The organism is uncultured Paracoccus sp. (genome assembly GCF_937873615.1).
GTDB lineage: Bacteria > Pseudomonadota > Alphaproteobacteria > Rhodobacterales > Rhodobacteraceae > Paracoccus.
On record NZ_CALMYP010000066.1, the window covers coordinates 1 to 23,592 of the forward strand.

General features: G+C 65.8%; 25 protein-coding genes. 10 read left to right on the plus strand and 15 right to left on the minus strand.

Annotated features, from left to right (window positions below; translation table 11 throughout):
- Positions 1 to 275: 275 nt before the first annotated feature.
- Genes Q0330_RS15925 through Q0330_RS15970 form a run of 10 tightly spaced genes read right to left on the minus strand, consistent with a single transcriptional unit; the run spans position 276 to position 7,290 of the window.
- On the minus strand, positions 276 to 1,466 hold the full coding sequence (locus Q0330_RS15925) for an acetyl-CoA C-acyltransferase (protein WP_299481670.1): 1,191 nt from the start codon (positions 1,464 to 1,466) through the stop codon (positions 276 to 278).
- 29 nt (positions 1,467 to 1,495) lie between these two features.
- Positions 1,496 to 1,957, minus strand: coding sequence for a low molecular weight phosphatase family protein (locus tag Q0330_RS15930; protein WP_299481673.1), 462 nt, complete (start codon positions 1,955 to 1,957; stop codon positions 1,496 to 1,498).
- A 1-nt stretch (position 1,958) separates the two neighbouring features.
- Complete coding sequence (locus Q0330_RS15935; protein ID WP_299481676.1) at positions 1,959 to 2,438, minus strand: UPF0262 family protein; 480 nt, start codon at positions 2,436 to 2,438, stop codon at positions 1,959 to 1,961.
- On the minus strand, positions 2,435 to 2,701 hold the full coding sequence (locus Q0330_RS15940) for a SemiSWEET family transporter (RefSeq protein WP_299481679.1): 267 nt from the start codon (positions 2,699 to 2,701) through the stop codon (positions 2,435 to 2,437). The genes Q0330_RS15935 and Q0330_RS15940 overlap by 4 nt, the downstream gene beginning before the upstream one ends.
- Entirely contained in the window at positions 2,694 to 4,013 is a 1,320-nt protein-coding gene (gene hisD / locus Q0330_RS15945; protein WP_299481682.1) for a histidinol dehydrogenase, read from the minus strand. Before hisD ends, Q0330_RS15940 begins: the two co-directional genes overlap by 8 nt.
- Before the next feature lie 48 nt (positions 4,014 to 4,061).
- Positions 4,062 to 4,595 (minus strand): GNAT family N-acetyltransferase, encoded by a 534-nt coding sequence (locus tag Q0330_RS15950; RefSeq protein WP_299481685.1) that lies wholly within the window; start codon positions 4,593 to 4,595, stop codon positions 4,062 to 4,064.
- Positions 4,592 to 5,071, minus strand: a complete 480-nt coding sequence (locus Q0330_RS15955) for a DUF2948 family protein (RefSeq protein WP_299481688.1) — start codon at positions 5,069 to 5,071, stop codon at positions 4,592 to 4,594. Before Q0330_RS15955 ends, Q0330_RS15950 begins: the two co-directional genes overlap by 4 nt.
- Positions 5,064 to 6,347, minus strand: coding sequence for a UDP-N-acetylglucosamine 1-carboxyvinyltransferase (gene murA, locus Q0330_RS15960; RefSeq protein ID WP_299481690.1), 1,284 nt, complete (start codon positions 6,345 to 6,347; stop codon positions 5,064 to 5,066). The genes Q0330_RS15955 and murA overlap by 8 nt, the downstream gene beginning before the upstream one ends.
- The gene (locus Q0330_RS15965; protein ID WP_299481693.1) at positions 6,347 to 6,517 is read right to left on the minus strand and encodes a hypothetical protein; all 171 of its coding nucleotides are present in this window, start codon (positions 6,515 to 6,517) and stop codon (positions 6,347 to 6,349) included. Before Q0330_RS15965 ends, murA begins: the two co-directional genes overlap by 1 nt.
- A 32-nt stretch (positions 6,518 to 6,549) precedes the next feature.
- A complete protein-coding gene (locus Q0330_RS15970) occupies positions 6,550 to 7,290 on the minus strand; it encodes an RNA methyltransferase (protein WP_299481696.1) in 741 nt (246 codons plus the stop codon).
- Positions 7,291 to 7,380: 90 nt separating this feature from the next.
- Between Q0330_RS15970 and Q0330_RS15975 the strand changes: the two genes are divergently transcribed.
- Entirely contained in the window at positions 7,381 to 8,007 is a 627-nt protein-coding gene (locus Q0330_RS15975) for a thiamine phosphate synthase (protein ID WP_299481699.1), read from the plus strand.
- A gap of 68 nt (positions 8,008 to 8,075) precedes the next feature.
- Here Q0330_RS15975 and Q0330_RS15980 read toward each other — a convergent pair whose 3' ends face one another.
- Positions 8,076 to 9,482, minus strand: a complete 1,407-nt coding sequence (locus Q0330_RS15980; RefSeq protein ID WP_299481702.1) for a class II 3-deoxy-7-phosphoheptulonate synthase — start codon at positions 9,480 to 9,482, stop codon at positions 8,076 to 8,078.
- A gap of 199 nt (positions 9,483 to 9,681) precedes the next feature.
- Between Q0330_RS15980 and Q0330_RS15985 the strand changes: the two genes are divergently transcribed.
- The 7 genes from Q0330_RS15985 (at position 9,682) to Q0330_RS16015 (ending at position 15,624) form a co-directional block, all read left to right on the plus strand.
- Positions 9,682 to 10,863, plus strand: a complete 1,182-nt coding sequence (locus Q0330_RS15985; protein WP_299481705.1) for an ABC transporter substrate-binding protein — start codon at positions 9,682 to 9,684, stop codon at positions 10,861 to 10,863.
- 132 nt (positions 10,864 to 10,995) lie between these two features.
- Positions 10,996 to 11,778: an ABC transporter ATP-binding protein gene (locus Q0330_RS15990; protein ID WP_299481708.1), complete on the plus strand. Its 783-nt coding sequence runs from the start codon at positions 10,996 to 10,998 to the stop codon at positions 11,776 to 11,778.
- A complete protein-coding gene (locus Q0330_RS15995) occupies positions 11,775 to 12,599 on the plus strand; it encodes an ABC transporter ATP-binding protein (RefSeq protein ID WP_299481711.1) in 825 nt (274 codons plus the stop codon). The genes Q0330_RS15990 and Q0330_RS15995 overlap by 4 nt, the downstream gene beginning before the upstream one ends.
- Before the next feature lie 4 nt (positions 12,600 to 12,603).
- Positions 12,604 to 13,098 carry a hypothetical protein gene (locus tag Q0330_RS16000; RefSeq protein ID WP_299481714.1) on the plus strand — a complete coding sequence of 165 codons (495 nt, stop codon included), beginning with the start codon at positions 12,604 to 12,606 and terminating at the stop codon, positions 13,096 to 13,098.
- Positions 13,095 to 13,268, plus strand: coding sequence for a hypothetical protein (locus tag Q0330_RS16005; RefSeq protein ID WP_299481717.1), 174 nt, complete (start codon positions 13,095 to 13,097; stop codon positions 13,266 to 13,268). Before Q0330_RS16000 ends, Q0330_RS16005 begins: the two co-directional genes overlap by 4 nt.
- Complete coding sequence (locus Q0330_RS16010; RefSeq protein WP_299481720.1) at positions 13,268 to 14,272, plus strand: branched-chain amino acid ABC transporter permease; 1,005 nt, start codon at positions 13,268 to 13,270, stop codon at positions 14,270 to 14,272. The genes Q0330_RS16005 and Q0330_RS16010 overlap by 1 nt, the downstream gene beginning before the upstream one ends.
- 11 nt (positions 14,273 to 14,283) lie before the next feature.
- Positions 14,284 to 15,624 carry a branched-chain amino acid ABC transporter permease gene (locus Q0330_RS16015; RefSeq protein ID WP_299481723.1) on the plus strand — a complete coding sequence of 447 codons (1,341 nt, stop codon included), beginning with the start codon at positions 14,284 to 14,286 and terminating at the stop codon, positions 15,622 to 15,624.
- Positions 15,625 to 15,696: 72 nt separating this feature from the next.
- Here the strand turns inward: Q0330_RS16015 and Q0330_RS16020 are convergent, their stop codons facing one another.
- Positions 15,697 to 16,248, minus strand: coding sequence for a CAP domain-containing protein (locus Q0330_RS16020; RefSeq protein WP_299481726.1), 552 nt, complete (start codon positions 16,246 to 16,248; stop codon positions 15,697 to 15,699).
- Between the two features lie 159 nt (positions 16,249 to 16,407).
- Between Q0330_RS16020 and guaA the strand changes: the two genes are divergently transcribed.
- Complete coding sequence (gene guaA / locus Q0330_RS16025) at positions 16,408 to 17,961, plus strand: glutamine-hydrolyzing GMP synthase (protein ID WP_299481729.1); 1,554 nt, start codon at positions 16,408 to 16,410, stop codon at positions 17,959 to 17,961.
- A 160-nt stretch (positions 17,962 to 18,121) separates the two neighbouring features.
- Here guaA and parC read toward each other — a convergent pair whose 3' ends face one another.
- On the minus strand, positions 18,122 to 20,359 hold the full coding sequence (gene parC, locus Q0330_RS16030; protein WP_299481732.1) for a DNA topoisomerase IV subunit A: 2,238 nt from the start codon (positions 20,357 to 20,359) through the stop codon (positions 18,122 to 18,124).
- 150 nt (positions 20,360 to 20,509) lie between these two features.
- On the opposite strand from parC, the gene Q0330_RS16035 reads away from it, so the two are divergent.
- Positions 20,510 to 21,004 (plus strand): SH3 domain-containing protein, encoded by a 495-nt coding sequence (locus tag Q0330_RS16035; RefSeq protein WP_299481736.1) that lies wholly within the window; start codon positions 20,510 to 20,512, stop codon positions 21,002 to 21,004.
- Positions 21,005 to 21,025: 21 nt separating this feature from the next.
- Here the strand turns inward: Q0330_RS16035 and murD are convergent, their stop codons facing one another.
- Both murD and mraY read right to left on the minus strand, forming a co-directional pair.
- Positions 21,026 to 22,420, minus strand: a complete 1,395-nt coding sequence (murD, locus tag Q0330_RS16040; protein WP_299481739.1) for a UDP-N-acetylmuramoyl-L-alanine--D-glutamate ligase — start codon at positions 22,418 to 22,420, stop codon at positions 21,026 to 21,028.
- Between the two features lie 89 nt (positions 22,421 to 22,509).
- A complete protein-coding gene (mraY, locus tag Q0330_RS16045) occupies positions 22,510 to 23,592 on the minus strand; it encodes a phospho-N-acetylmuramoyl-pentapeptide-transferase (protein WP_299481742.1) in 1,083 nt (360 codons plus the stop codon).

Genomic DNA, 23,592 nt, shown 5'->3' on the forward strand with positions numbered 1-23,592 from the left:
TGGAACTTCAAGCCGTCAAGCTGAGGCCGCTGTGCCAGTCAGACAACGCTTACGGATAGCCACGCTGACTTGAGCACCATGAGGGCCTTCGTCCGGACCGTCCACGCTGTCACAGTCTGTGCAAAGGCAACTCCTGCGCTTCGCGGACATTCGCGCCTGAGAGCAGCACCGGTCAACCTGGGCTCAAAGCGGGCATCGCGTTCAATCCCTTGATCTGACGATCCAGCGTGAAAGCCCGCCTCTCCAGACGGCTAGCAGACCGTCGGACCGTCTGATCAGGCGAAACGTTCGATGGCAACGGCGGTCGCCTCGCCGCCGCCGATGCACAGGGATGCAACGCCGCGATCCATGCCATGCGTTTCCAGCGCCGCCAGCAGCGTCACCAGCACCCGCGCGCCGGACGCGCCAATGGGATGACCGAGCGCGCAGGCGCCGCCATGGATATTCACCTTCTCATGCGGCAGGTGCAGATCGCGCATCGCCGCCATGGTGACGACGGCAAAGGCCTCGTTGATCTCGAACAGATCGACCTCGGGGAAGTTCCAGTCCACCCGCTCCATCAGCCGCTTCATCGCCCCGACCGGCGCGGTCGGAAACAGCGAGGGCTTGTCGGCAAAGCTGGCATGACCCCGGATCACGCCGCGCGGCACCAACCCGAGCGCCCGCGCCCGGCTGAGCCGCATCAGCACCAGCGCCGCCGCCCCGTCCGAGATCGAGGAGGAATTCGCCGCCGTCACCGTGCCGTCCTTGCGGAAGGCGGGTTTCAGGCTGCGGATCTTGCCCGGATCGGCCTTTCCGGGCTGTTCGTCGGTATCCACGACCACCTCGCCCTTGCGGGTCGGCACGGTCACGGGCGCGATTTCGGCCTTGAACCGGCCCTCGGCAATCGCCGCCTGTGCGCGATCCAGCGAGGCGATGGCGAAATCGTCCTGTTGCTGGCGGGTGAAGCTATAGGCTTCGGCGCAATCCTCGGCGAAGGTGCCCATCAGGCGGCCCTTGTCATAGGCGTCTTCCAGCCCGTCGAGGAACATGTGATCCATCACCTGCCCATGACCCATGCGCATCCCGGCACGGGCCTTGGGCAGCAGATAGGGGGCGTTCGACATGCTCTCCATGCCGCCGGCGACGACGACCTGCGCGCTGCCGGCAAGGATCGCGTCATGGGCCAGCATCGCGGCCTTCATGCCCGATCCGCACATCTTGTTGACCGTGGTCGCGCAGGCGCCAAGCGGCAGCCCGGCACCGAGCGCCGCCTGCCGGGCCGGTGCCTGACCCTGACCGGCGGGCAGGACGCAGCCCATGATGACCTCCTCGACCAGATCGGGGCCGACACCGCTGCGCGCGACGGCGGCGCGGATCGCGGCCGCGCCCAGATCGGCGGCGGGGACAGTGGCGAAATCGCCCTGAAACCCGCCCATCGGCGTGCGGGCAAAATCGACGATGACGACAGGATCTTCGGTGGACATGGTTCCTCCCCTTTCCACGGTTGCCGCGCCTAGGGCTCGGTCGGCGGGCCGAAGCGGTCGACCATGCGGCCGCGAATCTGATCGCGCGCCTCGCGGTATTTCAGCAGCACCGCCTCGCGCCCCTCGGCCAGGCCGGTCGGGTCCATGACCGGCCAGTATTCGATATCCAGATGCGCATGACGCGTCAGTTCCATCGCCTGCCGCTGCGAGGCCGGCGACAGCGCCACGATCAGGTCGAAACTGCCCAGATCGTCGCCCCAGCTTTGCATCTCCTCGAAGCTGCGCGAGCGGTGGCGCGACAGTTCCACCCCCAGTTCGGCACAGACGGCGACGGCGAAACCGTCGATTTCGAGATCGTTCTTGACCCCCGCCGACTGCACATAGGCCGAGCGGCCATAGAAGCGCTTCATCATCCCCTCGGCCATGGGCGAGCGAACGGCGTTGTGATCGCAGCAGAACAGGATGGAATGGGGGATGATCGGCCCGGGCATGTCAGCCTTGCGGGATCAGCGCGCAAATCAGGGTGAACAGCCGGCGCGAGGTGTCGATATCGACCACGGCCTTGCCTTCCAGCCGTTCCTGCAGGGTGCGCGCGCCCTCGTTATGGATGCCGCGCCGGGCCATGTCGATGGCCTCGATCTGGGCCGGAGGCATGGTCTTCACGGCATCGTAATAGCTGGCGCAGATCTGGAAATAGTCCTTCACCACCTGCCGGAACGGTCCCAGCGACAGGTGAAACTCGCCGACCTTGCCGCCATCCTCGGTCGAGATGTCGAAGACCAGCCGGCCATCGCGAATCGCCAGTTGCAGCCCATAGGGGCCGGGCGGCACGGGCTGGCCGTCGCGGCCCGGCAGATCGAAGCTGTTTTCCTCGATCAGATCGTAGATCGCGACCTTGCGATCCTGAATGACCTCGGCCGAGGCCGGCGGGATGGCGCTGTCGTCGATGGTGACGCGGATCAGGCTGCTCATGGCTTCTCCCAGATAATCTTGGCAATCAGCAGGCCGGCGATTGCACATGCACTTAACACATTGGCGACGATGATCGGCCAGGCCCCGAGAATCAAGCCATAGAGAAGCCAAAGGCTGACGGTGATCAGCAGAAGCAGCGTCGTCCAGAAGGATATGTCACGCACCATGCGGGTGCGAAAGGTCCGCGCCAGCTGCGGCACCCAGCAGAGCGTGCCCAGCACCGCCGCCGCATAGCCGAGATAGGGGGCGATACCTTCAAGCATCCGTGCCCGCCTTCTGGTTCAGCATCCCGATGCGGGCCGCGACCGACAGGCCATGCGCCTGCAGGCCCTCCGATTCCGCCAGCCGCACCGCCGCCGGCCCGATGGCCGCAAGCGCACCCGGCGAAAGCCGCGCCAGCGTCGTGCGCTTGAGGAAATCCATCACCGACAGGCCCGAGGAAAACCGCGCCGAGCGGGCCGTCGGCAGCACATGGTTCGGCCCGCTGACATAATCGCCCACCGCCTCGGGCGTATGGGCGCCAAGGAAGATCGCGCCGGCATGGCGGGTCTTTTGCGCCAGGGCTTCGGGATCGGCCACGCAAAGCTCCAGATGCTCGGGCGCGATGCGGTCTGAAAGCGCCGCCGCCTCGTCAAGATCGCGGGTGACGATGACGGTGCCGTAATCGCGCCAGCTGGCACCGGCGATCCCGGCGCGTTCCAGGGTCGGGATCAGGCGTTCGACGGCCTCGGCCACGGCGCGGGCCATCGCCGGATCGGGGGTGATCAGGATCGACTGGGCATCGGCGTCATGTTCGGCCTGCGCCATCAGATCGAGCGCCAGCCAATCGGGGTTCTGATCGGCATCGGCGATGATCAGAACTTCGGAGGGGCCGGCGATCATGTCGATGCCCACGCGCCCGAAGACCTGCCGCTTGGCGGCGGCGACATATGCATTGCCCGGCCCGGTGATCTTGTCGACCGGGGCCATGCTGGCGGTCCCGTAGGCCATGGCCGCAATCGCCTGCGCCCCGCCCACACGGTAAATCTCGTCCACCCCGGCCAGTCGGCAGGCCAGAAGCACCAGCGGATTGACCGCGCCGCCCGGTGTGGGCACGCAAACCACCAGCCGCTCGACGCCTGCAACCCGTGCCGGCACCGCATTCATCAGCACCGAGGACGGATAGCTGGCCTGCCCGCCCGGCACATAAAGCCCCGCCGCCGAAACCGGCGTCCACCGCCAGCCGAGCGTCGCGCCAACCTCATCCGTCCAGGACTGGTCCTGAGGCATCTGGCGGGCATGATAGGCGCGGATGCGTTCCGCCGCCAGTTCCAGCGCGGCGCGATCCCCGGGCGCGACCCGGGCGATCTCTGCCGCGATCTCGGCATCGGAAAAGCGCAGCGTCCGGGGCGTCAGGTCGAGCCGGTCGAAACGCGCGGTATAGTCGATCAGCGCCGCATCGCCCCGCGCCCGGACATCGGCGATAATCGCCGCGACCACATCGCCCACATCGGCCGAATCCTCGCGCTTGGCCGAAAGCATGGCCGCAAAACGGGTCTCGAAATCGGGATCGGCGGTGGTCAGGGTGACGGGCATGGCGGGCTCCTTCTTGCGGCAAAGGTCTAGCCGCTAGGCCCGCGACGCTCAAGCGCAGAGCGCGCGCAGCCGGTGACGCAGGGCCGGGCGCAGCATCCGGCGCATCTCGATTTCCCAGTTGCCGCGTTCGTTCAGCATCGGCGGCCCGCCGGTCGGCACGAAACCGGCGCGGCTGTAAAGCGCCTGCGCCGGCGCATTGTGCTGGCCGACATGCAGCCCCATCCGCGTCATCCCGGCAAGGGCCGCGCGTTCCATCAGCCGCGCGAAGATGGCATCGCCAAGCCCCCGGCCCCGCGCGCCCGGCGCGACATAGACCGACATCACCCAGCCCAGGTCGGGCTCGGCGGGGGAAATGTCGGCCTCCCAGCTGGCCACGGCCTGCGGATGGCCCGGGGCGGGTCCGGCGGCCCACATCTCGCAACTGGTCAGCCGTTGCGCAAAATCCTCAAGCGGGCGACCGTCCCAGTCGTCGAAGGACGACCCGAAGGCCTCGGGCGCGGTGCGCAAGGCCTCCATCCGGATCGCGCGCCATTCCTCGGCCCGGTCCGGTGTCAGCTGCCAAAGCTGGAAGCCCGCCGTCACGCGTCGTCATGGCGCGGCATGTGCCGCGAATTCGCCGCATAGGGGCGGGTCACGTCGCGCAGATCGACGGAAATGCACTCGACATCCGCCGCAATCGTGCCGTCGCCGGCGAATTCCAGCAGCAGGCGGCCGGTGCCGTCCTCGCCGGGTTGCCAGGCAAGCGCCAGAAGCGAAAGCACCTCCTCGGGGTCGTCGCGCCGGATGCCGTCGCTGCTGAGCCCGGTAATGTCCGAGATCACCAGAAGCGCCCGGACGCGTTCGAAATCGCGGCCCTCGCGCTCGGCGGCCTCGGCATCTTCCCAGCGGAAGCGGTTGATCAGCATCGCCAATTGCCGGCGCTTGCGGTCGAAGGTGATATCGGCGCCGGTCAGGACCGCGTCCTGCACCAGCATCGACAGGACCGAGATATCCTCGGACCCCTCGGCGCGCAGGCTCAGCGGGCCGGGTTCGACATCGTGGAAGCTGGCGTCACTCATCGGGATGGGCCTCTTTGATCCGTTTGATATTGGCACCCACGTCGCGCAGCTTGCGCACGACGCGCTCATAGCCGCGATCCAGGTGATAGACGCGGCTGACCACGGTTTCGCCTTCCGCCGCCAGACCGGCAAGGATCAGGCTGATCGAGGCGCGCAGATCGGTCGCCATCACCGGCGCACCGCGCAGTTTATCGACCCCGGTGACGGTGGCATGACCGCCATGAACGTCGATGCGCGCGCCCATGCGGATCAGTTCCGGCGCGTGCATGAAACGGTTCTCGAAGATCTTTTCCTCCAGCACCGAGGTGCCTTCGGCGGTGCACATCAGCGCCATCATCTGCGCCTGCAGATCGGTCGGGAAGCCGGGGAAGGGTTCGGTAACCACATCGACGGCGCGGACGCGGCCGTTCTTGCGGCTGACCTTGATGCCGCGCTCGGTCTGGATGACGCCGATCCCGGCCTCGTCCAGCTTCTCGGCAAAGGCGCCGATCAGGTCGAGCCTGCCGCCCAGGCATTCGACCTCGCCGCCGCAGATCGCGGGCAGCAGCATATAGGTGCCCAGCTCGATCCGGTCGGTGACGACGGGATGGGTGGCACCGCGCAGCGCCGGCACACCCTGAACGGTGATGGTGCCGGTCTCCTCGCCCTCGATCTGGGCGCCCATGCGGCGCAGGCATTCGGCCAGATCGACGATCTCGGGTTCGCGCGCGGCGTTCTTCAGGACCGTGGTGCCACGCGCCAGCGTCGCCGCCATCAGCGCGTTTTCCGTGGCCCCGACCGAGACCAGCGGGAATTCGATCACCGCCCCCTTCAGCCCGCCAGCAGGCGCCTTGGCATGGACATAGCCGTCGCGCAGGTCAAGCGTCGCGCCCATCGCCTCCAGCGCCTGCAGGTGCAGATCGACGGGGCGCGCGCCGATGGCACAGCCCCCGGGCAGCGAGACCGTCGCCTCGCCATAACGCGCCAGCAGCGGACCCAGCACCAGAATCGAGGCGCGCATCTTGCGCACGATCTCGTATTCGGCGGTCTGGCTGGTCAGGTCGTGGCTGGACATGGCCAGAACCTGACCGTCCTGCATCGACACGACCTCGGCCCCCAGCGATTGCAGAAGCGCGGTCATGGTCTTGATGTCGGACAGCCGCGGCGCATTGGTCAGCGTAAGCGGCTGATCGGTCAGCAGCGTCGCCGGCATCAGCGTCAGGCAGGCATTCTTGGCACCGGTAATCGGGATCTCGCCATAAAGCTCTCCCCCGCCCTGCACGATGATCTGGTCCATTATTCCTCGCTTTCGGGGGCGTTGTCCGGCCTAGCCGCGCCCTCTTGCTGCTCGTCCTGATCGGCGCGCGCCCGGGCCTGAGCCTTGCGCCGAGCGAGGTTCGCCCTCAGCGCCGCGCCAAGCTTGTCCTCGCGGCTGGGGTTCTCACCGGGTTTGCGCGTCTTGGTCATTGCGTCCTGTTAGCGCTTTGCCCCGCCAAGGTCTAGCGCCGGGTGAGCTGGCGCAGCATCCCGTGCAGCACCTGCACATCGGCGCGGGTCAGCCCCATGCGCGACCAGAGGTTGCGCAGGTTCAGCTTCATCGGCGGCGCCTTCTCGGGCGGGAAGAAGTAGCCGGCCTCGTCCAGCTTCGCCTCGTAATGATCGGCCAGCTTCTCGATCTCGACCCGGTCGGCCACGACCTCGCCCGCAGGCCGCCGCCCGGTCGGCATGGGCTGCGCCGGCAGCCGGTCCTGCGCCCATTCGTAGCCCACCAGCAACACCGCCTGACCAAGGTTCAGCGACGGGAAATCCGGGTTCACCGGCACCGTCAGGATGGCATTGGCCCGGGCGATATCGTCATTCTCAAGCCCGGCGCGTTCCGGGCCGAAGATGAAGGCAACGCGACCGCCCTGCCCGATCTCGTCGCGCGCCTGCGCGCTTGCCGTCGCCGGCGTGAAGACCGGCTTGGTCAATTCGCGGCCCCGCGCGGTGGTGGCGAAGGCATAGGTGATGCCCTCCATCGCCTCGGCCAGGGTCGGATAGACCCGCGCCCGGTCCAGCACCTGCCCCGCCGCCCCCGAGGCCATGGCCACGGCGCGCGGATTGGGCCAGCCGTCGCGCGGATCGACGATGCGCATCTCGGTCAGGCCGAAATTCAGCATCGCACGGGCCGCCGCGCCGATATTCTCGCCCATCTGCGGGCGGGTCAGGATGATGACGGGCTGGGACGGGTTCTGAGGCATGACGCGCCTGTTAGCGCCGCGCGCCCGCACCCGCAAGCTCTGGCGCGCGGGACGATGCGCTGATATGCCATGCGCAAAGAGGAAGACGCGATGACCGACCAGCCCGATGCGCCGACGGCGCCGCAGCTTTACCTGATTACCCCCGTCGGTGCCGAGCCGAGCGCGATCCAGCCGATGCTGGCCGAGATCATCGAACGATTCGAGGTCGCCTGCATCCGCATCCCCGGCGCCGGCGACGAGGCCAAGCTGGGACGCATGGCCGATACGGTGCGCGAACTGGCCCATGCCCATGACATCGCCGTGGTGATCGAGGATCACGTCCAGCTGGCACAGCAGCACGGGCTGGACGGCGTGCATCTGCTGAAATCGGGCGGCCGGCATATCCGCCAGGCCCGCGCCGTGCTGGGCCCCGACGCCATCGTCGGCGCCTATTGCAACGCCTCGCGCCACGAGGGCATGACGGCGGCGGAAGCCGGCGCCGATTATGTCAGCTTCGGCCCGGTGCGCCCGACCAGCCTCGGTTCGGGCGAGATGGCCGAGCCGGAGCTTTTCGCCTGGTGGAGCGAGATGATCGAGGTCCCGGTCGTGGCCGAGGGCGGGCTCGATGCCGCGATCATGGGCAAGCTGGCCCCGATCACCGATTTCATTGCCATCGGCAGCGAGATCTGGTCAGCCGACAACCCCACCAAGGCATTGTCGCATCTGTGGCGCGGATAGGCGCAGGGCACGGCAGGGCATGAAAAAAGGGGCCGCTCGGCCCCTTTTCCATGTCATGTCAGCCCGGTTCAGCTTGCCGCCGCGCGCGGCGCGGCTTCGGCGACGCGGCGGGCGCGCAACTCCTCGGCCACGAGGAATGCCAGTTCCAGCGATTGGCTGGCATTCAGGCGCGGGTCGCAGGCGGTGTGATAGCGATCTGACAGATCCTCGTCCGTCACCGCGCGCACGCCGCCGGTGCATTCGGTCACGTCCTTGCCGGTCATCTCGAAATGCACGCCGCCAGGGATCGAGCCCTCGGCCTTGTGGATGGCGAAGAACTCGCGCACCTCGCGCAGGATCGAATCGAAGGGCCGGGTCTTGTAGCCGGTCGAGGACTTGATGACATTGCCGTGCATCGGGTCGCAGGACCAGACCACATTGGCGCCTTCCTGCTGAACTGTCTGAATCAGGCGCGGCAGGTTGTCGCCGACCTTGCCGGCCCCGAAGCGGGCGATCAGGGTCAGCCGGCCGGCCTCGTTTTCCGGGTTCAGCTTTTCCATCAGGATTTTCAGATCCTCGGCGGTCGTGGTCGGGCCGCATTTCAGCCCGATCGGGTTCTGCACGCCACGGCAGAATTCGACATGCGCCCCGTCCGGCTGGCGGGTGCGGTCGCCGATCCAGATCATGTGGCCCGAACCCGCGACCGGCACACCGGTCGTCGTGTCGATCCGCGAAAGCGCCTCTTCATATTCCAGAAGCAGGGCCTCGTGGCTGGTATAGAACTCGACCTGACCCAGCTCATGCGCGGTGTCGGCGGTGACGCCGGCAGCCTGCATGAAGGCCATCGCATCGCTGATCCGGTCGGCGATGGAGCGATACCGTTCGGCCTCGGGACCCGAGGTGAAATCGGCGATCCAGCTTTGCACGCGGTGGATATCGGCATAACCGCCGGTCGAGAACGCGCGCAGCAGGTTCAGCGAGGCGGCGGCCTGCGTATAGGCGGCCAGCATCCTCTGCGGATCGGGCACCCGCGCCGCCGAGGTGAAGTCGAAGCCGTTGATGATATCGCCGCGATAGGAGGGCAGTTCCACCCCGTCCACGGTTTCCGTGGGGGCCGAGCGCGGCTTGGCGAATTGCCCGGCCATGCGGCCGACCTTCACCACCGGAAGCTGGGCGCCCCAGGTCAGCACCACGGCCATCTGCAGCATGACCTTGAAGGTGTCGCGGATATTGTCAGCGCTGAATTCGCCGAAGCTTTCCGCGCAATCCCCGCCCTGCAGCAGGAAGGCACGACCCGCCGCGACATCGGCCAGATGGGCGCGCAGCCGGCGCGCCTCGCCGGCGAAGACCAGCGGCGGGTATTTCGCCAGTTGCGCCTCGACCGCGTTCAGCGCGGCGGCGTCGGGATAATCCGGCATCTGGATGCGCGGATAGGCGCGCCAGCCGGCCTTGTCCCAGTTGCGGGCGGCGGTGTTCGGGCGCTGATCCTGCGTCATGGCAGATACTCCTTAAGGTTACGCGCCCGTATATAGAGACGCGCAGCAGGAAGGGAAAGCCCGCAGAGGCCATGCGAGTTCAATGGTCGTTCACGACGCAGCCGCCCGACCGAGGCGAGTTGACTCTACAATCAACTTTACAATCTGGCTTATGGCCCGATAACCTCACCTTATGATCAAGACCAACAGGGGATCTGAAATGAAAAAACTGCTTCTCGCGACTGCTGCCAGCGCGCTTCTGGTCGGAACTGCCAGCGCCGAAGAGGTCAAGCTGGGCCTGCATCTCGGCTTTACCGGGCCGCTCGAATCCATGGCACCCGACATCGCAGCCGGCGGCGAGGCCGCGGCCAAGGAAGTCAGCGATTCCGGCAAGTTCCTTGACGGATCTACCGTAGTTACCTCGCGCTCCGACACCACCTGCACCGACGCCGCCGCCAGCGTGGCCGCAGCCGAACGCCAGGTCGCCGAAGGCGCCAAGGTGATGGTCGGCGGGCAATGCTCGGGCGAAACCATCGCGGTGCTGGAAAAGGTCGGCATTCCCAACGGCGTGATGATGATCTCGCCCTCGGCCACCTCGCCGGCGCTGTCGAGCATCGAGGATAACGGGCTGTTCTTCCGCACCGCACCTTCGGATGCACGTCAGGGCGAAGTCATCGCCGATCTGATGAAGGCCAAAGGCTTCGAATCGGTCGCCATCACCTATACCAACAACGATTACGGCAAGGGGCTGGCCGACAGCATACAGGCCGCATTCGAAAAGCTTGGCGGCACGGTCACCATCTCGGCCGCGCATGACGACGGCAAGGCCGATTACTCGGCCGAGGTCGCGGCTCTGGCTGCGGCAGGCGGTGACGCGCTCGTGGTGGCGGGCTATGTCGATCAGGGTGGCTCGGGCGTGACCCGTGGCGCACTCGACACGGGCGCCTTCGACATGTTCGTCTTCCCTGACGGCATGGTCAACGACGCCCTGGTCAATAATTTCGGCTCCGAGATCGAGGGCTCCATCGGCATCAACCCGGCCGCCGACGGTGACGGCCCGGCGCGCTTCGCCGACGTGGCCTCGGCCGGCGGTTTCGACGCCACCGGTGCCTATGCCGCCGAAGCCTATGACGCCGCCGCGCTGATTCTGCTGTCGATGCAGGCTGCGGGATCGTCGGATCCGGCGATGGCCAAGGAAAAGGTGATGGAAATCGCCAATGCACCGGGCGAACAGATCCTGCCGGGCGAACTCGCCAAGGGTCTGGAGCTTCTGGCTGCCGGCACCGATATCGACTATGTCGGCGCCTCGTCGGTGGAACTGGTCGAGCCGGGCGAGAGCGCCGGCTCCTACCGCGAAACCACCATCAAGGACGGCAAGCTGGAAGTCGTGGGCTTCCACTGATCGCCCAACAGCAATTTCGGCCCGGCGCTTTCAGCGCCGGGCCTTTTGCGATGGCCAGAAGCGCGAAAAAATGTTAGATTACAATTAACAAGCGCGCGGCCTTGAGACACCATCTTGCACGACGGGGATGCAATGATCCGGGTTGAAAACCTGCACAAGAAATTCGGCGGCTTCTCCGCCGTGGACGGCGCAAGCCTGACCATCGAGACCGGTTCGATTACCGGGCTGATTGGTCCCAACGGCGCCGGAAAATCCACCCTTTTCAATGTGATCGCCGGCGTTCATGCGCCGACATCGGGACGCGTCCTGATGGATGGCGAGGACATTACCGGGTTGGCACCGCACCAGTTGTTCCATAAGGGGCTGCTGCGCACCTTCCAGCTGGCGCATGAATTCGCCTCGATGACGGTGCGAGAGAACCTGATGATGGTGCCCGCCGGCCAGACCGGCGAAGCCCTGGTCAATACATGGTTCGCGCGCGGCAAGATCCGGCAGGAGGAAGAGCGGCTGCGGGCCAAGGCCGACGAGGTGCTGGAATTCCTGACCATTTCCCATGTCGCCGACGAGAAGGCCGGCAATCTGTCGGGCGGGCAGAAAAAGCTGCTGGAACTGGGCCGGACGATGATGGTCGATGCCAAGATCGTCTTTCTGGACGAGGTCGGCGCCGGCGTGAACCGCACCCTGCTGATGACCATCGCCGACGCCATCACCCGGCTGAACAAGGAGCGCGGCTATACTTTCTGCGTCATCGAGCATGACATGGATTTCATCGGCAAGCTTTGCGACCCGGTCATCGTCATGGCCGAGGGCAAGGTTCTGGCCGAGGGCTCGGCCGACAGCATCATGCAGAACGAGGCCGTGATCGAGGCCTATCTGGGTCGCGGTTTGAAGAACAAGGAGATGATCGGCGCATGAGCGACAAGGATCCTTTCGGCAAGAGCCGTGACGCCTCGATCGTCAACCCGGGTGGCCGGGGCGAGATCGACGGCGAACGTCGTTCCGGCCCGACCGGCCCCGGCCGGCCCGGCGACCCGTTCCTGATCGGCGAGAACATGACCGGCGGCTATGGCCGCGGTCCCGATATCCTGCACGATTGCACCATCGCCGTCGAGCAGGGCGAGATTGCGGTCATCGTCGGCCCGAACGGTGCCGGCAAATCCACCGCGATGAAGGCGCTGTTCGGGATGCTGAACCTGCGCGAAGGCTCGGTCCGGCTGAACGGCACCGACATCACCCAGCTGAACCCGCAGGACCGGGTCAAGGCGGGGATGGGCTTCGTGCCGCAGGTGAACAACATCTTCCCCTCGATGTCGGTCGAGGAGAATCTGGAGATGGGCGCCTTCATCCGCGACGACGATATCCGCCAGACGATGGAACAGGTCTATGAACTGTTTCCCGCCGTGGCCGACAAGCGCAAGCAGGCAGCAGGCGAGTTGTCCGGCGGTCAGCGCCAGCAGGTCGCGGTCAGCCGGGCGCTGATGACCCGGCCCAGCCTGCTGATGCTGGACGAGCCGACGGCGGGCGTCAGCCCCATCGTCATGGACGAGCTTTTTGACCGCATCATCGCCATCGCCCGTGGCGGTCTGCCGGTGCTGATGGTCGAACAGAACGCCAAGCAGGCCATGAACATCGCCGACAAGGCTTACGTTCTGGTCCAGGGCGCCAATGCCCATACCGGCACCGGCAAGGAGCTGATGGACAATGACGAGGTGCGCCGCACCTTCCTGGGGGGCTGAGCCGATGAGAGCAGCCCTGATGGCCACCGCCCTGACGCTGAGCGCCCTGCCCGCCCTGGCGCAGGACGCCGCCCCGAACGAGGCCCTGCCGCCCGTCGAAACCGAAACCCTGCCCCCCGCCGGCGAAGCGCCGGTCGATGGAATCGCGCCGATCTCGGATGTCGCCCCTGATGGCGGCGCCCCCGATGCCGATGCGGTCCGGATGGGCTGCACATTCCAGACCGAGTGCATGGACGCCGAATGCAGCGCCTCGGGTTACGAAGGCTGGATGACGGTGATTTCCGACGGTGCCGGCATGGCCGAGGTCGAATGGGACGATCCGTCCGAAAGCGTCGCCATGTCCGCCGTCACAGATGGCGGGATGCTGTTTGCCTCCTCCACCGGGACCGAGGCCGGACGGCAGCGGATGCTGACCGTTCTGCCGGACGGGCAGGCGCGCTTCACCACCCATCTGACCGACCCGCCCATGGCGATCACCTATCTGGGGGAATGCAAATGACCGCGTTTCATCCCGCCAGCCTGACCGCCCTGGCCGCACCAGCCAACCACGACGCCGGAGACCTGGTCACTTTCATGCTCGACACCCAGACTGGCCATTACGGCTTCAACCAGATCGGCCCGGACGGCATCGCCGCGACGGAATCCGGCCGCTGCCAGGAGGTCCGCTGATGGATATCCTCAACGCCCTTGTGACATTCCTGAACTTCGTCTTCATCCCCGCCGCCGCCTATGGCGCGCAGCTTGCGCTCGGCGCGCTCGGGGTGACGCTGATCTATGGCATCCTGCGTTTCTCGAACTTCGCCCATGGCGACACCATGGCCTTCGGCACCGCAATCACCATCATCGCCACCTGGGGGCTTCAATCGCTCGGCATCAGCCTCGGACCGATTCCGGTGGCGCTGCTGGCCTTGCCCATCGGCATCGCCGGCTGCGCGCTGACGGTGCTGGCGACGGATCGCGTCGTTTATCGCTTTTACCGGCGCAAGAAATCCGATCCGATCATTCTGGTCATGGCCTCGGTCGGGGTCATGTTCATCATGAACGGCCTGACCCGCATCCTGATCGGCGTGGACGAGATCCGCTTCGCAGACGGTGCCCGCTTCGTCATCGACGTGAGAGGCTTCCGCGAATGGACCGGGCTGCAGGAAGGGCTGGCGCTGCGCACCACCCAGCTGATCACGGTCGTCGTGGCGGTGCTGGTGGTCTGGGCGCTGTTCCGCTTCCTGAACAAAACCAAGTCGGGCAAGGCCATGCGCGCCTATTCCGATAACGAGGATCTGGCGCTTCTGTCGGGCATCGACCCCGAGCGCGTCGTGCGCCTGACCTGGATCATCGCCGCCGGGCTGATGACCATCGCCGGCGTGCTTTACGGTCTCGACAAGGCGTTCAAGCCCTTCAACTACTTCCAGATCCTGCTGCCGATCTTCGCCGCCGCCATCGTCGGCGGTCTGGGCAGCCCGATCGGGGCCATCGCCGGCGGCTTCATCGTCGCCTTTTCCGAGGTCGCGATCACCTATCCCTGGAAGAAGGTGGTGGAATATCTGGGCTTCGATACCGGGAATTCGCTGCTGCAACTGATGTCGACGGAATACAAGTTCGCCGTCAGCTTCGTCATCCTCATCATCGTCCTGCTGTTCCGGCCCACCGGCCTGTTCCGCGGCAAATCCGTGTAAGGAGGCAGATCATGGCAACCTCTCGTCAGGCAGAAACCTCCAGCCGCTGGCGCGCGCCGATCCTGGTCGCGGTGCTGGTGGCATTGTTCGTGCTGGAAGGCACCACCCGCAATGCGCTGTTCACCGGGTCCTGGAACACCTCGCTCGCGATCCTGAACATGGGGCTGATCTCGGCGGTCATGGCGCTCGGGCTGAACATGCAATGGGGCTATGCCGGCCTCTTCAACTCGGGCGTGGTGGGGTTCGTGGCGCTTGGCGGTCTGGCCCCGGTGCTGATCTCGGTCGCGCCGGTCGATGGCGCCTTCGGGGCCGGCGGCATGCGCATGATCGCGGCGCTGATCGTGGGCTTCGGCACGCTGGCGCTGTCGGCAATGACCTGGCAGCGCAGCCCCCGCAAGTGGCGGGTGCCGGCGATCATCGCCGTGCTGATCGTGGGTTTCGCCGCCTATCGCTGGCTGTTCGACCCGGCGGTCGATGCGATAGAGGCCAATCAGGCGGCGCAATTCGGCAATCTCGGCGGGCTCGGCCTGCCGGTGCTGCTGTCCTGGCCGGTCGGCGCGCTGTTTGCCGCAGCCGCCGCCTGGGGCGTCGGCAAGGTGGCGCTCGGGCTGCGCTCGGACTATCTGGCCATCGCCACGCTGGGGATCGGCGAGATCATCGTCGCCGTGTTGAAGAACGAGGAATGGCTGGCGCGCGGCGTCAAGAACGTCACCTCGATCCCGCGCCCGGTGCCATATGAGATCGCCCTCCAGCAGGACCCCGCCTTCATCGAGCGGGCGCAAAGCTGGGGCATTCCGGTGGCCGAAGCCTCGGGAATCTGGGTCAAGCTCTGCTATGCCGGGCTGTTCGGTGTCGTGCTGCTGCTGCTGATCCTGCTGGCCGAGCTGTCGCTGAAATCGCCCTGGGGGCGGATGATGCGCTCGATCCGCGACAACGAGACCGCAGCCGAGGCCATGGGCAAGAATGTCACCGGTCGGCACCTGCAGATCTTCGTGATCGGTTGTGCGGTCATGGGACTGGCCGGGGCGATGATGATCACCCATGACGGGCTGATGGCGCCGACGCAGTATAACCCGCTGCGCTATACTTTCGTGATCTGGGTGATGGTGATCGTCGGCGGCTCTGGCAACAACTGGGGCGCGGCACTTGGCGGGATCCTGATCTGGTTCCTCTGGGTCAAGGCCGAAAGCTGGGGACCGCAGCTGATCGGCCTGCTGACCTCGCCGCTGCCTGCGGGTGCCCTGAAAGCGCATCTGCTGGACAGCTCGCCCCATATGCGCTTCATCGCCATGGGACTGATCCTGCTGCTGGTGCTGCGCTTCTCGCCGCGCGGGCTAGTGCCCGAGAAATAGGCTCGACCGCGTATCCATCAAAAAAGGGGCCTTCGGGCCCCTTTTTCATATTCGGCAAATCGTGGGCTGCGATCAGTGGCAACGATCCGCAAGAACCACCGACCACCACAGCCGACCGCCCATATTGACCACACCGACCCCGGCATCGTCGAATTTCTGGTGCACGAGCACTTCCTCATCCGGCTCATGCGCCATCCAGTTGTTCATCTGGCTATATGCATCGCTGCCGCGACCGACGACCTGCGCCGAGGAACAGGCCGTATATTCCACCGCCCGCACCCGGTTCACCACCGAGGACCCGTTCGATCCGGCCACCGTCGCCCGACCCATCGTGGCCATGTCGCAGGCATGAGCCTGGGCCGCAAAACCGAGATTTTCCTTGAACTTGAGCGGCGAGCGGCCAAGCGCCGTGCGTTCGGCATTCAGACGCTCCTCCATCTGCGCGATCTGCGCCGGATCGGCGGGGGCACAGACCGGTCCGAGCGCCTCGACCGCCGGGGCCGGCAGGCTCGGGTCGCCCATGGGCGTGATAGAGGCCGGGCGCGAACTGTCGCCGGCCGTGGCCAGGTTATCCGGCGAGCACGCCCCCAAGGCCAGCACCGGCACGGCGAGCGCAATACTCAATGAACGAAACGTCGGGCAGAACATGCTTGCCTCTCCTGCGAATCAAGTCGTTGTTTCGGAAGTCTAATCCACAACGTCACGAGGAAAGAAACGGTTCCGGCACCGGCGATTGCACGCGCGACCCTTGCCAGCCGCACGCCTGCGCCGTAAATGCCGGACATGACCCAGCATCAGCGCCTTCTCATCATCGATTTCGGCTCTCAGGTGACGCAGCTGATCGCGCGCCGCCTGCGCGAGCTGAACATCTATTGCGAAATCCACCCCTATCAGAATGTCACCCCCGATTTTCTGAAGGGCTTCGCCCCCCGCGCCGTGATCCTTTCGGGCGGCCCCGACAGCGTGACGCGCGAAAACAGCCCGCGCGCGCCGGAAAACCTCTGGGCGATGGGGGTGCCGGTCTTCGGCATCTGCTATGGCCAGCAGGTGATGATGACCCAGCTTGGCGGGCGCGTCGAAGCCGGTCACCATGCCGAATATGGCCGCGCCTATGTGACGCCCGCGCCGGATCACAGGAAGGACGGGATATTCGCCGGGCTTTCGGATCGCGAACAGGTCTGGATGAGCCATGGCGACCGCGTGACCGAGCTGGCACCTGGCTTCGAGGTCATCGGCACCTCGCCCAATGCGCCCTATGCGATCACCGCCGACGAGGGCCGCGGCTTCTATGCCGTGCAGTTCCACCCCGAGGTGCATCACACGCCCCATGGCAAGCAATTGCTGGAGAACTTCGTCCGCATGGCGGGCTTCACCGGCGACTGGACCATGGCCGCCTATAAGGACGAGGCGATCCGCAAGATCCGCGAGCAGGTCGGCGACAAGCAGGTGATCTGCGGGCTGTCGGGCGGGGTCGATTCGTCGGTCGCCGCCGTGCTGATCCATGAGGCGATCGGCGACCAGCTGACCTGCGTCTTCGTCGATCACGGGCTGATGCGCCTGAACGAGGCCGAGGAAGTCGTCGGCATGTTCCGCGACAATTACAATATCCCGCTGATCCATGCCGAGGAATCGGACCTGTTCATCGGCGCGCTGGAAGGGGTTTCCGACCCCGAGGTGAAGCGCAAGACCATCGGCAAGCTGTTCATCGACGTGTTCCAGCGCGAGGCCGCGAAGATCGAGGGCGCCGAGTTTCTGGCCCAGGGCACACTTTACCCGGATGTGATCGAAAGCGTCAGCTTCACCGGCGGACCTTCGGTCACCATCAAGTCGCACCACAATGTCGGCGGCCTGCCCGAGAAGATGGGCCTGAAACTGGTCGAACCCCTGCGCGAGCTGTTCAAGGACGAGGTTCGCGCCCTTGGCCGCGAACTCGGCCTGCCCGAGAAATTCATCGGCCGCCACCCCTTCCCCGGACCGGGCCTCGCCATCCGCTGCCCCGGAGAGATCACCCGCGACAAGCTCGACATCCTGCGCAAGGCCGATGCGGTCTTCATCGACCAGATCCGCAAGCACGGGCTCTATGACGAAATCTGGCAGGCCTTCGTCGCCATCCTGCCGGTCCGCACCGTCGGCGTGATGGGCGACGGGCGCACCTATGACTATGCCTGCGCCTTGCGCGCGGTGACCTCGGTCGATGGGATGACGGCGGATTACTATCCGTTCCAGCACGATTTCCTGGGCGAGACCGCGACCCGGATCATCAACGAGGTCAAGGGCATCAACCGGGTGACCTATGACATCACATCGAAGCCGCCCGGCACCATCGAGTGGGAGTGAGCGCGCCTTACCGAGCCACATCGCCGTTCGCGTAACCCCGCAGGTCAGCACGTCTCTGGCCCGCAGACACTGAAGGCCGAACCGATCAACGGCTTCGGTTGCGTGGATAAAGTCCGTCCGGGCAAGGCAGATTGCCGGTCTGGCGGGAAGTGCTGCGGCCTCAGTTGAACTTGTTGTCGCGCGGGAAGCCGCGCGGGGCCATGCGCCCGGCACTGGCGCGTTTGCCCAGCCATTCGCTCAGATCCGGCTCGGTCCGGGTGCGGCCGCCGCTTTCCTGCCAGCGCAGCCCCTCGGTCAGGGTCAGGCAGATCGCGTCGGACAGCCCGCCATCCTTGAACTTCTGCAACCGGACACCCTTGCCGCGCGCCATTTCCGGCAATTCGGTCAGCGGGAAGACCAGCATCTTGCGGTTCTCGCCAACGGTCGCGACGTGATCGCCTTCGACCGGGCGGCACAGAAGCGCGTCGCCGTTCAGCACCTGCTTGCCGGATTTCGTCTGCGCCAGAATATCCGCCGCATTCACCACGAACCCGTCGCCCGCCTTCGAGGCCAGCAGATATCTGACCCCGTCCCGCCACGGGAACAGATCGACGATTGCGGCATCGTTCGGCAGGTCGACCATCAGGCGCACGGGCTCGCCCAGACCGCGCCCGCCGGGCAGGTCATTGGCGCTGAGCGTATAGAAGCGCCCGTTCGAGCCGTAGAGCATCAGCTTGTCGGTGGTTTCGGCATGAAGCGCCATGAACGGGCCGTCGCCATCGCGGAACTTCACCTCGCCGTCCAGCGGCTGGTGGCCCTTCATCGCCCGGATCCAGCCCATCTTGGACAGGATTACCGTCACCGGCTCGCGCTCGATCATCGCATCCATGTCGAGCGGCTGCTCATCGACCGAAGCCGTGATCTCGGTCCGGCGCATCCCGCCATCGGCGGATTTGCCGAACTGGCTGCGGGTCTCGCGCAGCTCTTCGGTGATGCGGCCCCATTGCAGGCCCTCATCGGCGACAAGCGCGCTCAGCCCCTGCTGTTCGTCCAGCAGGCTGTCGCGTTCGGCGCGCAGTTCCATCTCCTCCAGTCGGCGCAGGGCGCGCAGGCGCATGTTCAGGATCGCCTCGGCCTGAACCTCGGTCAGGAAGACGCCGCCGCCCCAATCCTCGGCCAGCAGACCGGCCTTGGGATCGTCGTCGTTGCGGATGATCTCGATCACCCGGTCGAGGTTCAGGAAGGCGATGATATAGCCTTCCAGCACCTCAAGCCTGGCGGCGATCTTGCCCAGCCGGAAGTTCGAGCGACGCAGAAGCACATCGCGGCGATGGTCCAGAAAGGCGCGCAGCACCTCCTTGAGCGAGCAGACCTTGGGCACGCGCCCGTCGATCAGCACGTTCATGTTCATGCCGAAACGGATCTCCAGATCCGAGGCCTTGAACAGCGCCGCCATCATCTGCCCCGGATCGACGCCACGGGTCTTGGGTTCCAGAACGATGCGCACATCCTCGGCGGATTCGTCGCGCACATCGGCCAGGATCGGCATCTTCTTCAGCTGGATCAACTCTGCCAGACGCTCGATCAGCTTGGATTTCTGCACCTGATAGGGGATTTCCGTGACCACGATCTGCCAGGTGCCGCGGCCCAGATCCTCCTGCATCCAGCGGGCGCGCAGGCGCAGGCTGCCGCGGCCGGTGCGATAAACCTCGCGCAGGGTCTCGGCATCCTCGACCAGCACGCCGCCGGTCGGGAAATCGGGCCCCTGCACGAAATTCAGCAGCGTGTCGTCGCGCGCATCGGGGGTCTTGATCAGATGCAGGCAGGCGTCGATGACCTCGTGCAGGTTATGCGGCGGGATATTCGTGGCCATGCCGACCGCGATGCCCGAAGACCCGTTGCAGAGAAGGTTCGGAAAGGCCGCCGGCAGCACCACGGGTTCGGTCAGGGTGCCGTCGTAATTGGGGCGGAACTCGACCGAATCCTCGGCCAGCCCTTCCATCAGCGCATCGCCCGGACTGGCCAGCCGCGCTTCGGTGTAGCGCGAGGCGGCCGGGCTGTCGCCGTCGATATTGCCGAAATTCCCCTGCCCGTTCACCAGCGGATAGCGCATGGCGAAATCCTGGGCGAGGCGCGCCATCGCGTCATAGATCGCGGCATCGCCATGGGGGTGATAATTGCCCATCACATCGCCCGAGATCTTCGCCGATTTCCGGAACGGCCCGTTCGGCGCCAGCCGGAGTTCGCGCATCGCGTAAAGGATGCGGCGATGGACCGGCTTCAGCCCGTCGCGGGCATCGGGCAACGCCCGGTTCATGATCGTGGAAAGCGCATAGGTCAGATAGCGCTCGCCAATTGCGCGCGACAGCGGTTCGGCGCTGAGGTTCTCGGGCTGGTCGGGGATCAGATCGTCGGACATGGAAGGGATTTAGGCCGCGCCCGCGCGCCGGTCCAGCCAGAAATCGCGCAGCGGCGCAAAACCTGCCGGAACGGCCAGCTTGTCACGGGCGTTGCCTCTCGGTATCGCGTTCAGGTTCAAGCGGCCAAAGGGGCCGGACAGGTAGGGTTCATGTTCAAGCTGATCTTTGTGACATTGCTGGCATTGGGGGCAGTTCTCATGGTCTTCGGCGAGGGCGATGGCCGCAGGCTCGATCCGCCCAAAGCCGAAGCGGCCACGACGGACAGCACGCCGACCGCCCCGCCGGCAGAGGCGACGAGTGCCAGCGCCGATATTGTCACCGCCCCGGTGGTCGAACAAACCCCCTCGCGCCAGCGCCAGTTTCCGGGGCCAGAGCTGCGCCCCTCGCCCGAATATGCCGGGCAGACGCCTGACGCCCCGGCAGAGGACCTGGCGGCGGCACCGACGAATACGCTCTATGTCACGGGCAATACGGTCAACTTCCGCGCCGAACCCAGCACATCCGCTGACATCGTCGGCAAGCTGTCACGCGGGCAGATGGTGGTCGCCCTGGGCGAGCGCAGCGGCGACTGGGTCGAGATCCGCGACAGTAATGGCCGCGCCGGCTTCATGTCGGCACAATTCCTTTCGGCCAGCAGACCCTGAGCCTGACAGCCGCGCGGATCATCAGAGCGCGTTCACCAACTGGGTGAAATGCTCGCCCCGTTTCTCGAAATTCGGATATTGGTCGAAGCTGGCGGCGGCGGGCGCAAGAAGGACGGTTTCGCCCGCCACGGCCTCGGCATGGGCGCGGGCGACGGCGGCTTCCATCGTATCGACGACCTCATGCGGGGTCTCGCCCAGTTGCAGCGCGAAGTCACGGGCGGAATGGCCGATCAGATAGGCTTTCACGACCTCGGCCAGATGCGGCTGCAACGCACCGATACCGCCATCCTTGCCAAGCCCGCCGACGATCCAGCGAATGCGGGTAAAGGCGTGCAGCGCCTGCTGGGCAGCATCGACATTGGTCGCCTTGGAATCGTTGACGTAACGCACCCCGTTCAGCTCACGCACCGTCTGGCTGCGATGGGGAAGGCCGGCAAAGCTGTGGAAGGCCGCCTCGATCTCTCGGGGCGCGATGCCGACGGCGCGACAGGCGGCGTAAGCCGCGCAGGCATTCTGGTGGTTATGCGCCCCCGGCAGCCCGCCGATCCCGCGCAGGTCGATGGACGCCACCTGACGCCCCTTGCGATATTCGTTGAGGAAGCCCTTCTTCGCAAAGACCGCCCAGCCGAACCGGTCGAGCTTCTGCCCCGAGGAGACCCGGATCACCCGGTCATCGCCCGGCCCCTGCCCCATCTGGTTGGCAAGGTAACGCCCCTCGACCTCGTCGATGCCGATCACGCAGCGATCCGGCCCGCCTTCGGCAAACAGCCGCCGCTTGGCCGCGAAATAACCGCCGGGGCCCCCGTGCCGGTCGAGATGATCGGGCGACAGATTGGTGAAGACCGCCACATCCGGGGTCAGCGCCCGGGCGAGGTCGGTCTGATAGGAAGACAGCTCGATCACCACCACCTCGCCGTCATGCGCGGGCTCCAGCGAGAGCACGCCGGTGCCGATATTGCCGCCCATCTGCGTGGGCCGTCCGGCCGCTTGCAGGATGTGATGGATCAGCGCCGTGGTGGTCGATTTGCCGTTCGAGCCGGTGACGGTGATGACGCGCGGCATGGTGTCGAACTCGTCCCAGTCCCGCGTCGCGAAGCTGCGGAAGAACAGGCCGATGTCGTTATCGACCGGCACCCCCTTTTCCAGCGCCCGGGCGATGACCGGGTTCGGCTGCGGATAAAGATGCGGAATACCAGGCGAGGTGATAAGCGCGCCGATCCCCTCCCAGGTATCCTCGCGGCTGAGATCGCGAACCTCCAGCCCCTCGGCCTCGGCCCCCGCGCGGGCTTCCTGCCCGTCGTCCCAGACGACGACATGGGCGCCGCCTGCCTGCAATGCCGCGGCGGTGGCCTTGCCGGAGCGACCAAGACCCAGAACGGCGATGGTCTGGCCGGAAACACCTTGGACGGGGATCATGGGTTCACCTTGGGTTGCCGCGCCCAAAAAGCGCAGCCTGCGTCATGTTTCGGAATCGTAGGCCGCGCTTCAGCGCATCGCAACGGCGTTCACCGCAGCTTCAGCGTCGACAGCCCGATCAGGGCCAGGATCAGCGCGATGATCCAGAAGCGGATCACGATCTGGCTTTCCTTCCAGCCCTTCTTCTCGAAATGGTGGTGGATCGGGGCCATCAGGAAGACGCGCTTGCCGGTCTTCTTGAAGTAAAGCACCTGGATGATCACCGACAGCGCCTCGACCACGAACAACCCGCCGACAATGGCCAGCACGATCTCGTGCTTGGTGATGACGGCCATGGCGCCAAGTGCGCCGCCAAGCGCAAGGCTGCCGGTATCGCCCATGAATACCGCCGCTGGCGGCGCGTTATACCACAGAAAGCCCAGCCCGCCGCCGATCAGGGCGGCGACGAACACCACCAGCTCGTCACTGCCGGGGACGCGGTGGACGCCCAGATAATCGGCGAAGGTGGCATTGCCGACCGCATAGGCGATGACGGCAAAAGTGGCCGCCGCGATCATCACCGGCATGATCGCCAGCCCGTCCAGCCCGTCGGTCAGGTTGACCGCATTGGCCGCGCCGACAATGACGATCATCGCGAAGGGCACGAAGAGAACCGAGAGATTCAGCAGCAGGTCCTTGAAGAACGGGAATGCCAGCCGGCCCGACAGCGCATCGGGATGCAGATACATGGTCCAGAGCGCGGCAACGAAGGCCAGCCCGAGGCCGAGCGCCATGCGCACCCGCCCCGACACACCCTTGGTATTGTGTTTGGAAACCTTGGCGTAATCGTCGGCGAAACCGATGGCGGCATAGCCATAGGTCACCATCAGCATGATCCAGATATAGCCATTGCCAAGCCGCGCCCAAAGCAGCGTGCCGACCAGCAGCGCCGAAAGGATCAAGATCCCGCCCATGGTCGGCGTGCCGGCCTTGACGAAATGGGTTTCCGGGCCGTCGTCGCGGATCGGCTGGCCCTTCTTCTGGGTGCGGCGCAGCGCCTCGATCAGCGGCTTGCCGAAGAGGAAGGCGAAGATCAGCGCGGTGAAGAAGGCCCCGCCGGCGCGGAAGGTGATATAGCGAAACAGGTTGAACGGGCCTTCGCCGCCCGTGATTTCATACAGCCAGTAAAGCAT

Coding starts and splice junctions, on each gene's coding strand:
- Q0330_RS16035 (WP_299481736.1), top strand. CDS start 20,510: ATGTTCAAGCTGATCTTTGTGACATTGCTGGCATTGGGGGCAGTTCTC.
- parC (WP_299481732.1), bottom strand. CDS start 20,359: ATGTCCGACGATCTGATCCCCGACCAGCCCGAGAACCTCAGCGCCGAA.
- Q0330_RS16000 (WP_299481714.1), top strand. CDS start 12,604: ATGAGAGCAGCCCTGATGGCCACCGCCCTGACGCTGAGCGCCCTGCCC.
- Q0330_RS15925 (WP_299481670.1), bottom strand. CDS start 1,466: ATGTCCACCGAAGATCCTGTCGTCATCGTCGATTTTGCCCGCACGCCG.
- Q0330_RS15935 (WP_299481676.1), bottom strand. CDS start 2,438: ATGAGCAGCCTGATCCGCGTCACCATCGACGACAGCGCCATCCCGCCG.
- Q0330_RS15965 (WP_299481693.1), bottom strand. CDS start 6,517: ATGACCAAGACGCGCAAACCCGGTGAGAACCCCAGCCGCGAGGACAAG.
- murD (WP_299481739.1), bottom strand. CDS start 22,420: ATGATCCCCGTCCAAGGTGTTTCCGGCCAGACCATCGCCGTTCTGGGT.
- Q0330_RS15985 (WP_299481705.1), top strand. CDS start 9,682: ATGAAAAAACTGCTTCTCGCGACTGCTGCCAGCGCGCTTCTGGTCGGA.
- Q0330_RS15955 (WP_299481688.1), bottom strand. CDS start 5,071: ATGAGTGACGCCAGCTTCCACGATGTCGAACCCGGCCCGCTGAGCCTG.
- Q0330_RS16015 (WP_299481723.1), top strand. CDS start 14,284: ATGGCAACCTCTCGTCAGGCAGAAACCTCCAGCCGCTGGCGCGCGCCG.
- murA (WP_299481690.1), bottom strand. CDS start 6,347: ATGGACCAGATCATCGTGCAGGGCGGGGGAGAGCTTTATGGCGAGATC.
- Q0330_RS16005 (WP_299481717.1), top strand. CDS start 13,095: ATGACCGCGTTTCATCCCGCCAGCCTGACCGCCCTGGCCGCACCAGCC.
- Q0330_RS15975 (WP_299481699.1), top strand. CDS start 7,381: ATGACCGACCAGCCCGATGCGCCGACGGCGCCGCAGCTTTACCTGATT.
- Q0330_RS15930 (WP_299481673.1), bottom strand. CDS start 1,957: ATGCCCGGGCCGATCATCCCCCATTCCATCCTGTTCTGCTGCGATCAC.
- Q0330_RS15990 (WP_299481708.1), top strand. CDS start 10,996: ATGATCCGGGTTGAAAACCTGCACAAGAAATTCGGCGGCTTCTCCGCC.
- Q0330_RS16010 (WP_299481720.1), top strand. CDS start 13,268: ATGGATATCCTCAACGCCCTTGTGACATTCCTGAACTTCGTCTTCATC.
- Q0330_RS15940 (WP_299481679.1), bottom strand. CDS start 2,701: ATGCTTGAAGGTATCGCCCCCTATCTCGGCTATGCGGCGGCGGTGCTG.
- hisD (WP_299481682.1), bottom strand. CDS start 4,013: ATGCCCGTCACCCTGACCACCGCCGATCCCGATTTCGAGACCCGTTTT.
- Q0330_RS15995 (WP_299481711.1), top strand. CDS start 11,775: ATGAGCGACAAGGATCCTTTCGGCAAGAGCCGTGACGCCTCGATCGTC.
- mraY (WP_299481742.1), bottom strand. CDS start 23,592: ATGCTTTACTGGCTGTATGAAATCACGGGCGGCGAAGGCCCGTTCAAC.
- Q0330_RS15970 (WP_299481696.1), bottom strand. CDS start 7,290: ATGCCTCAGAACCCGTCCCAGCCCGTCATCATCCTGACCCGCCCGCAG.
- Q0330_RS15980 (WP_299481702.1), bottom strand. CDS start 9,482: ATGACGCAGGATCAGCGCCCGAACACCGCCGCCCGCAACTGGGACAAG.
- guaA (WP_299481729.1), top strand. CDS start 16,408: ATGACCCAGCATCAGCGCCTTCTCATCATCGATTTCGGCTCTCAGGTG.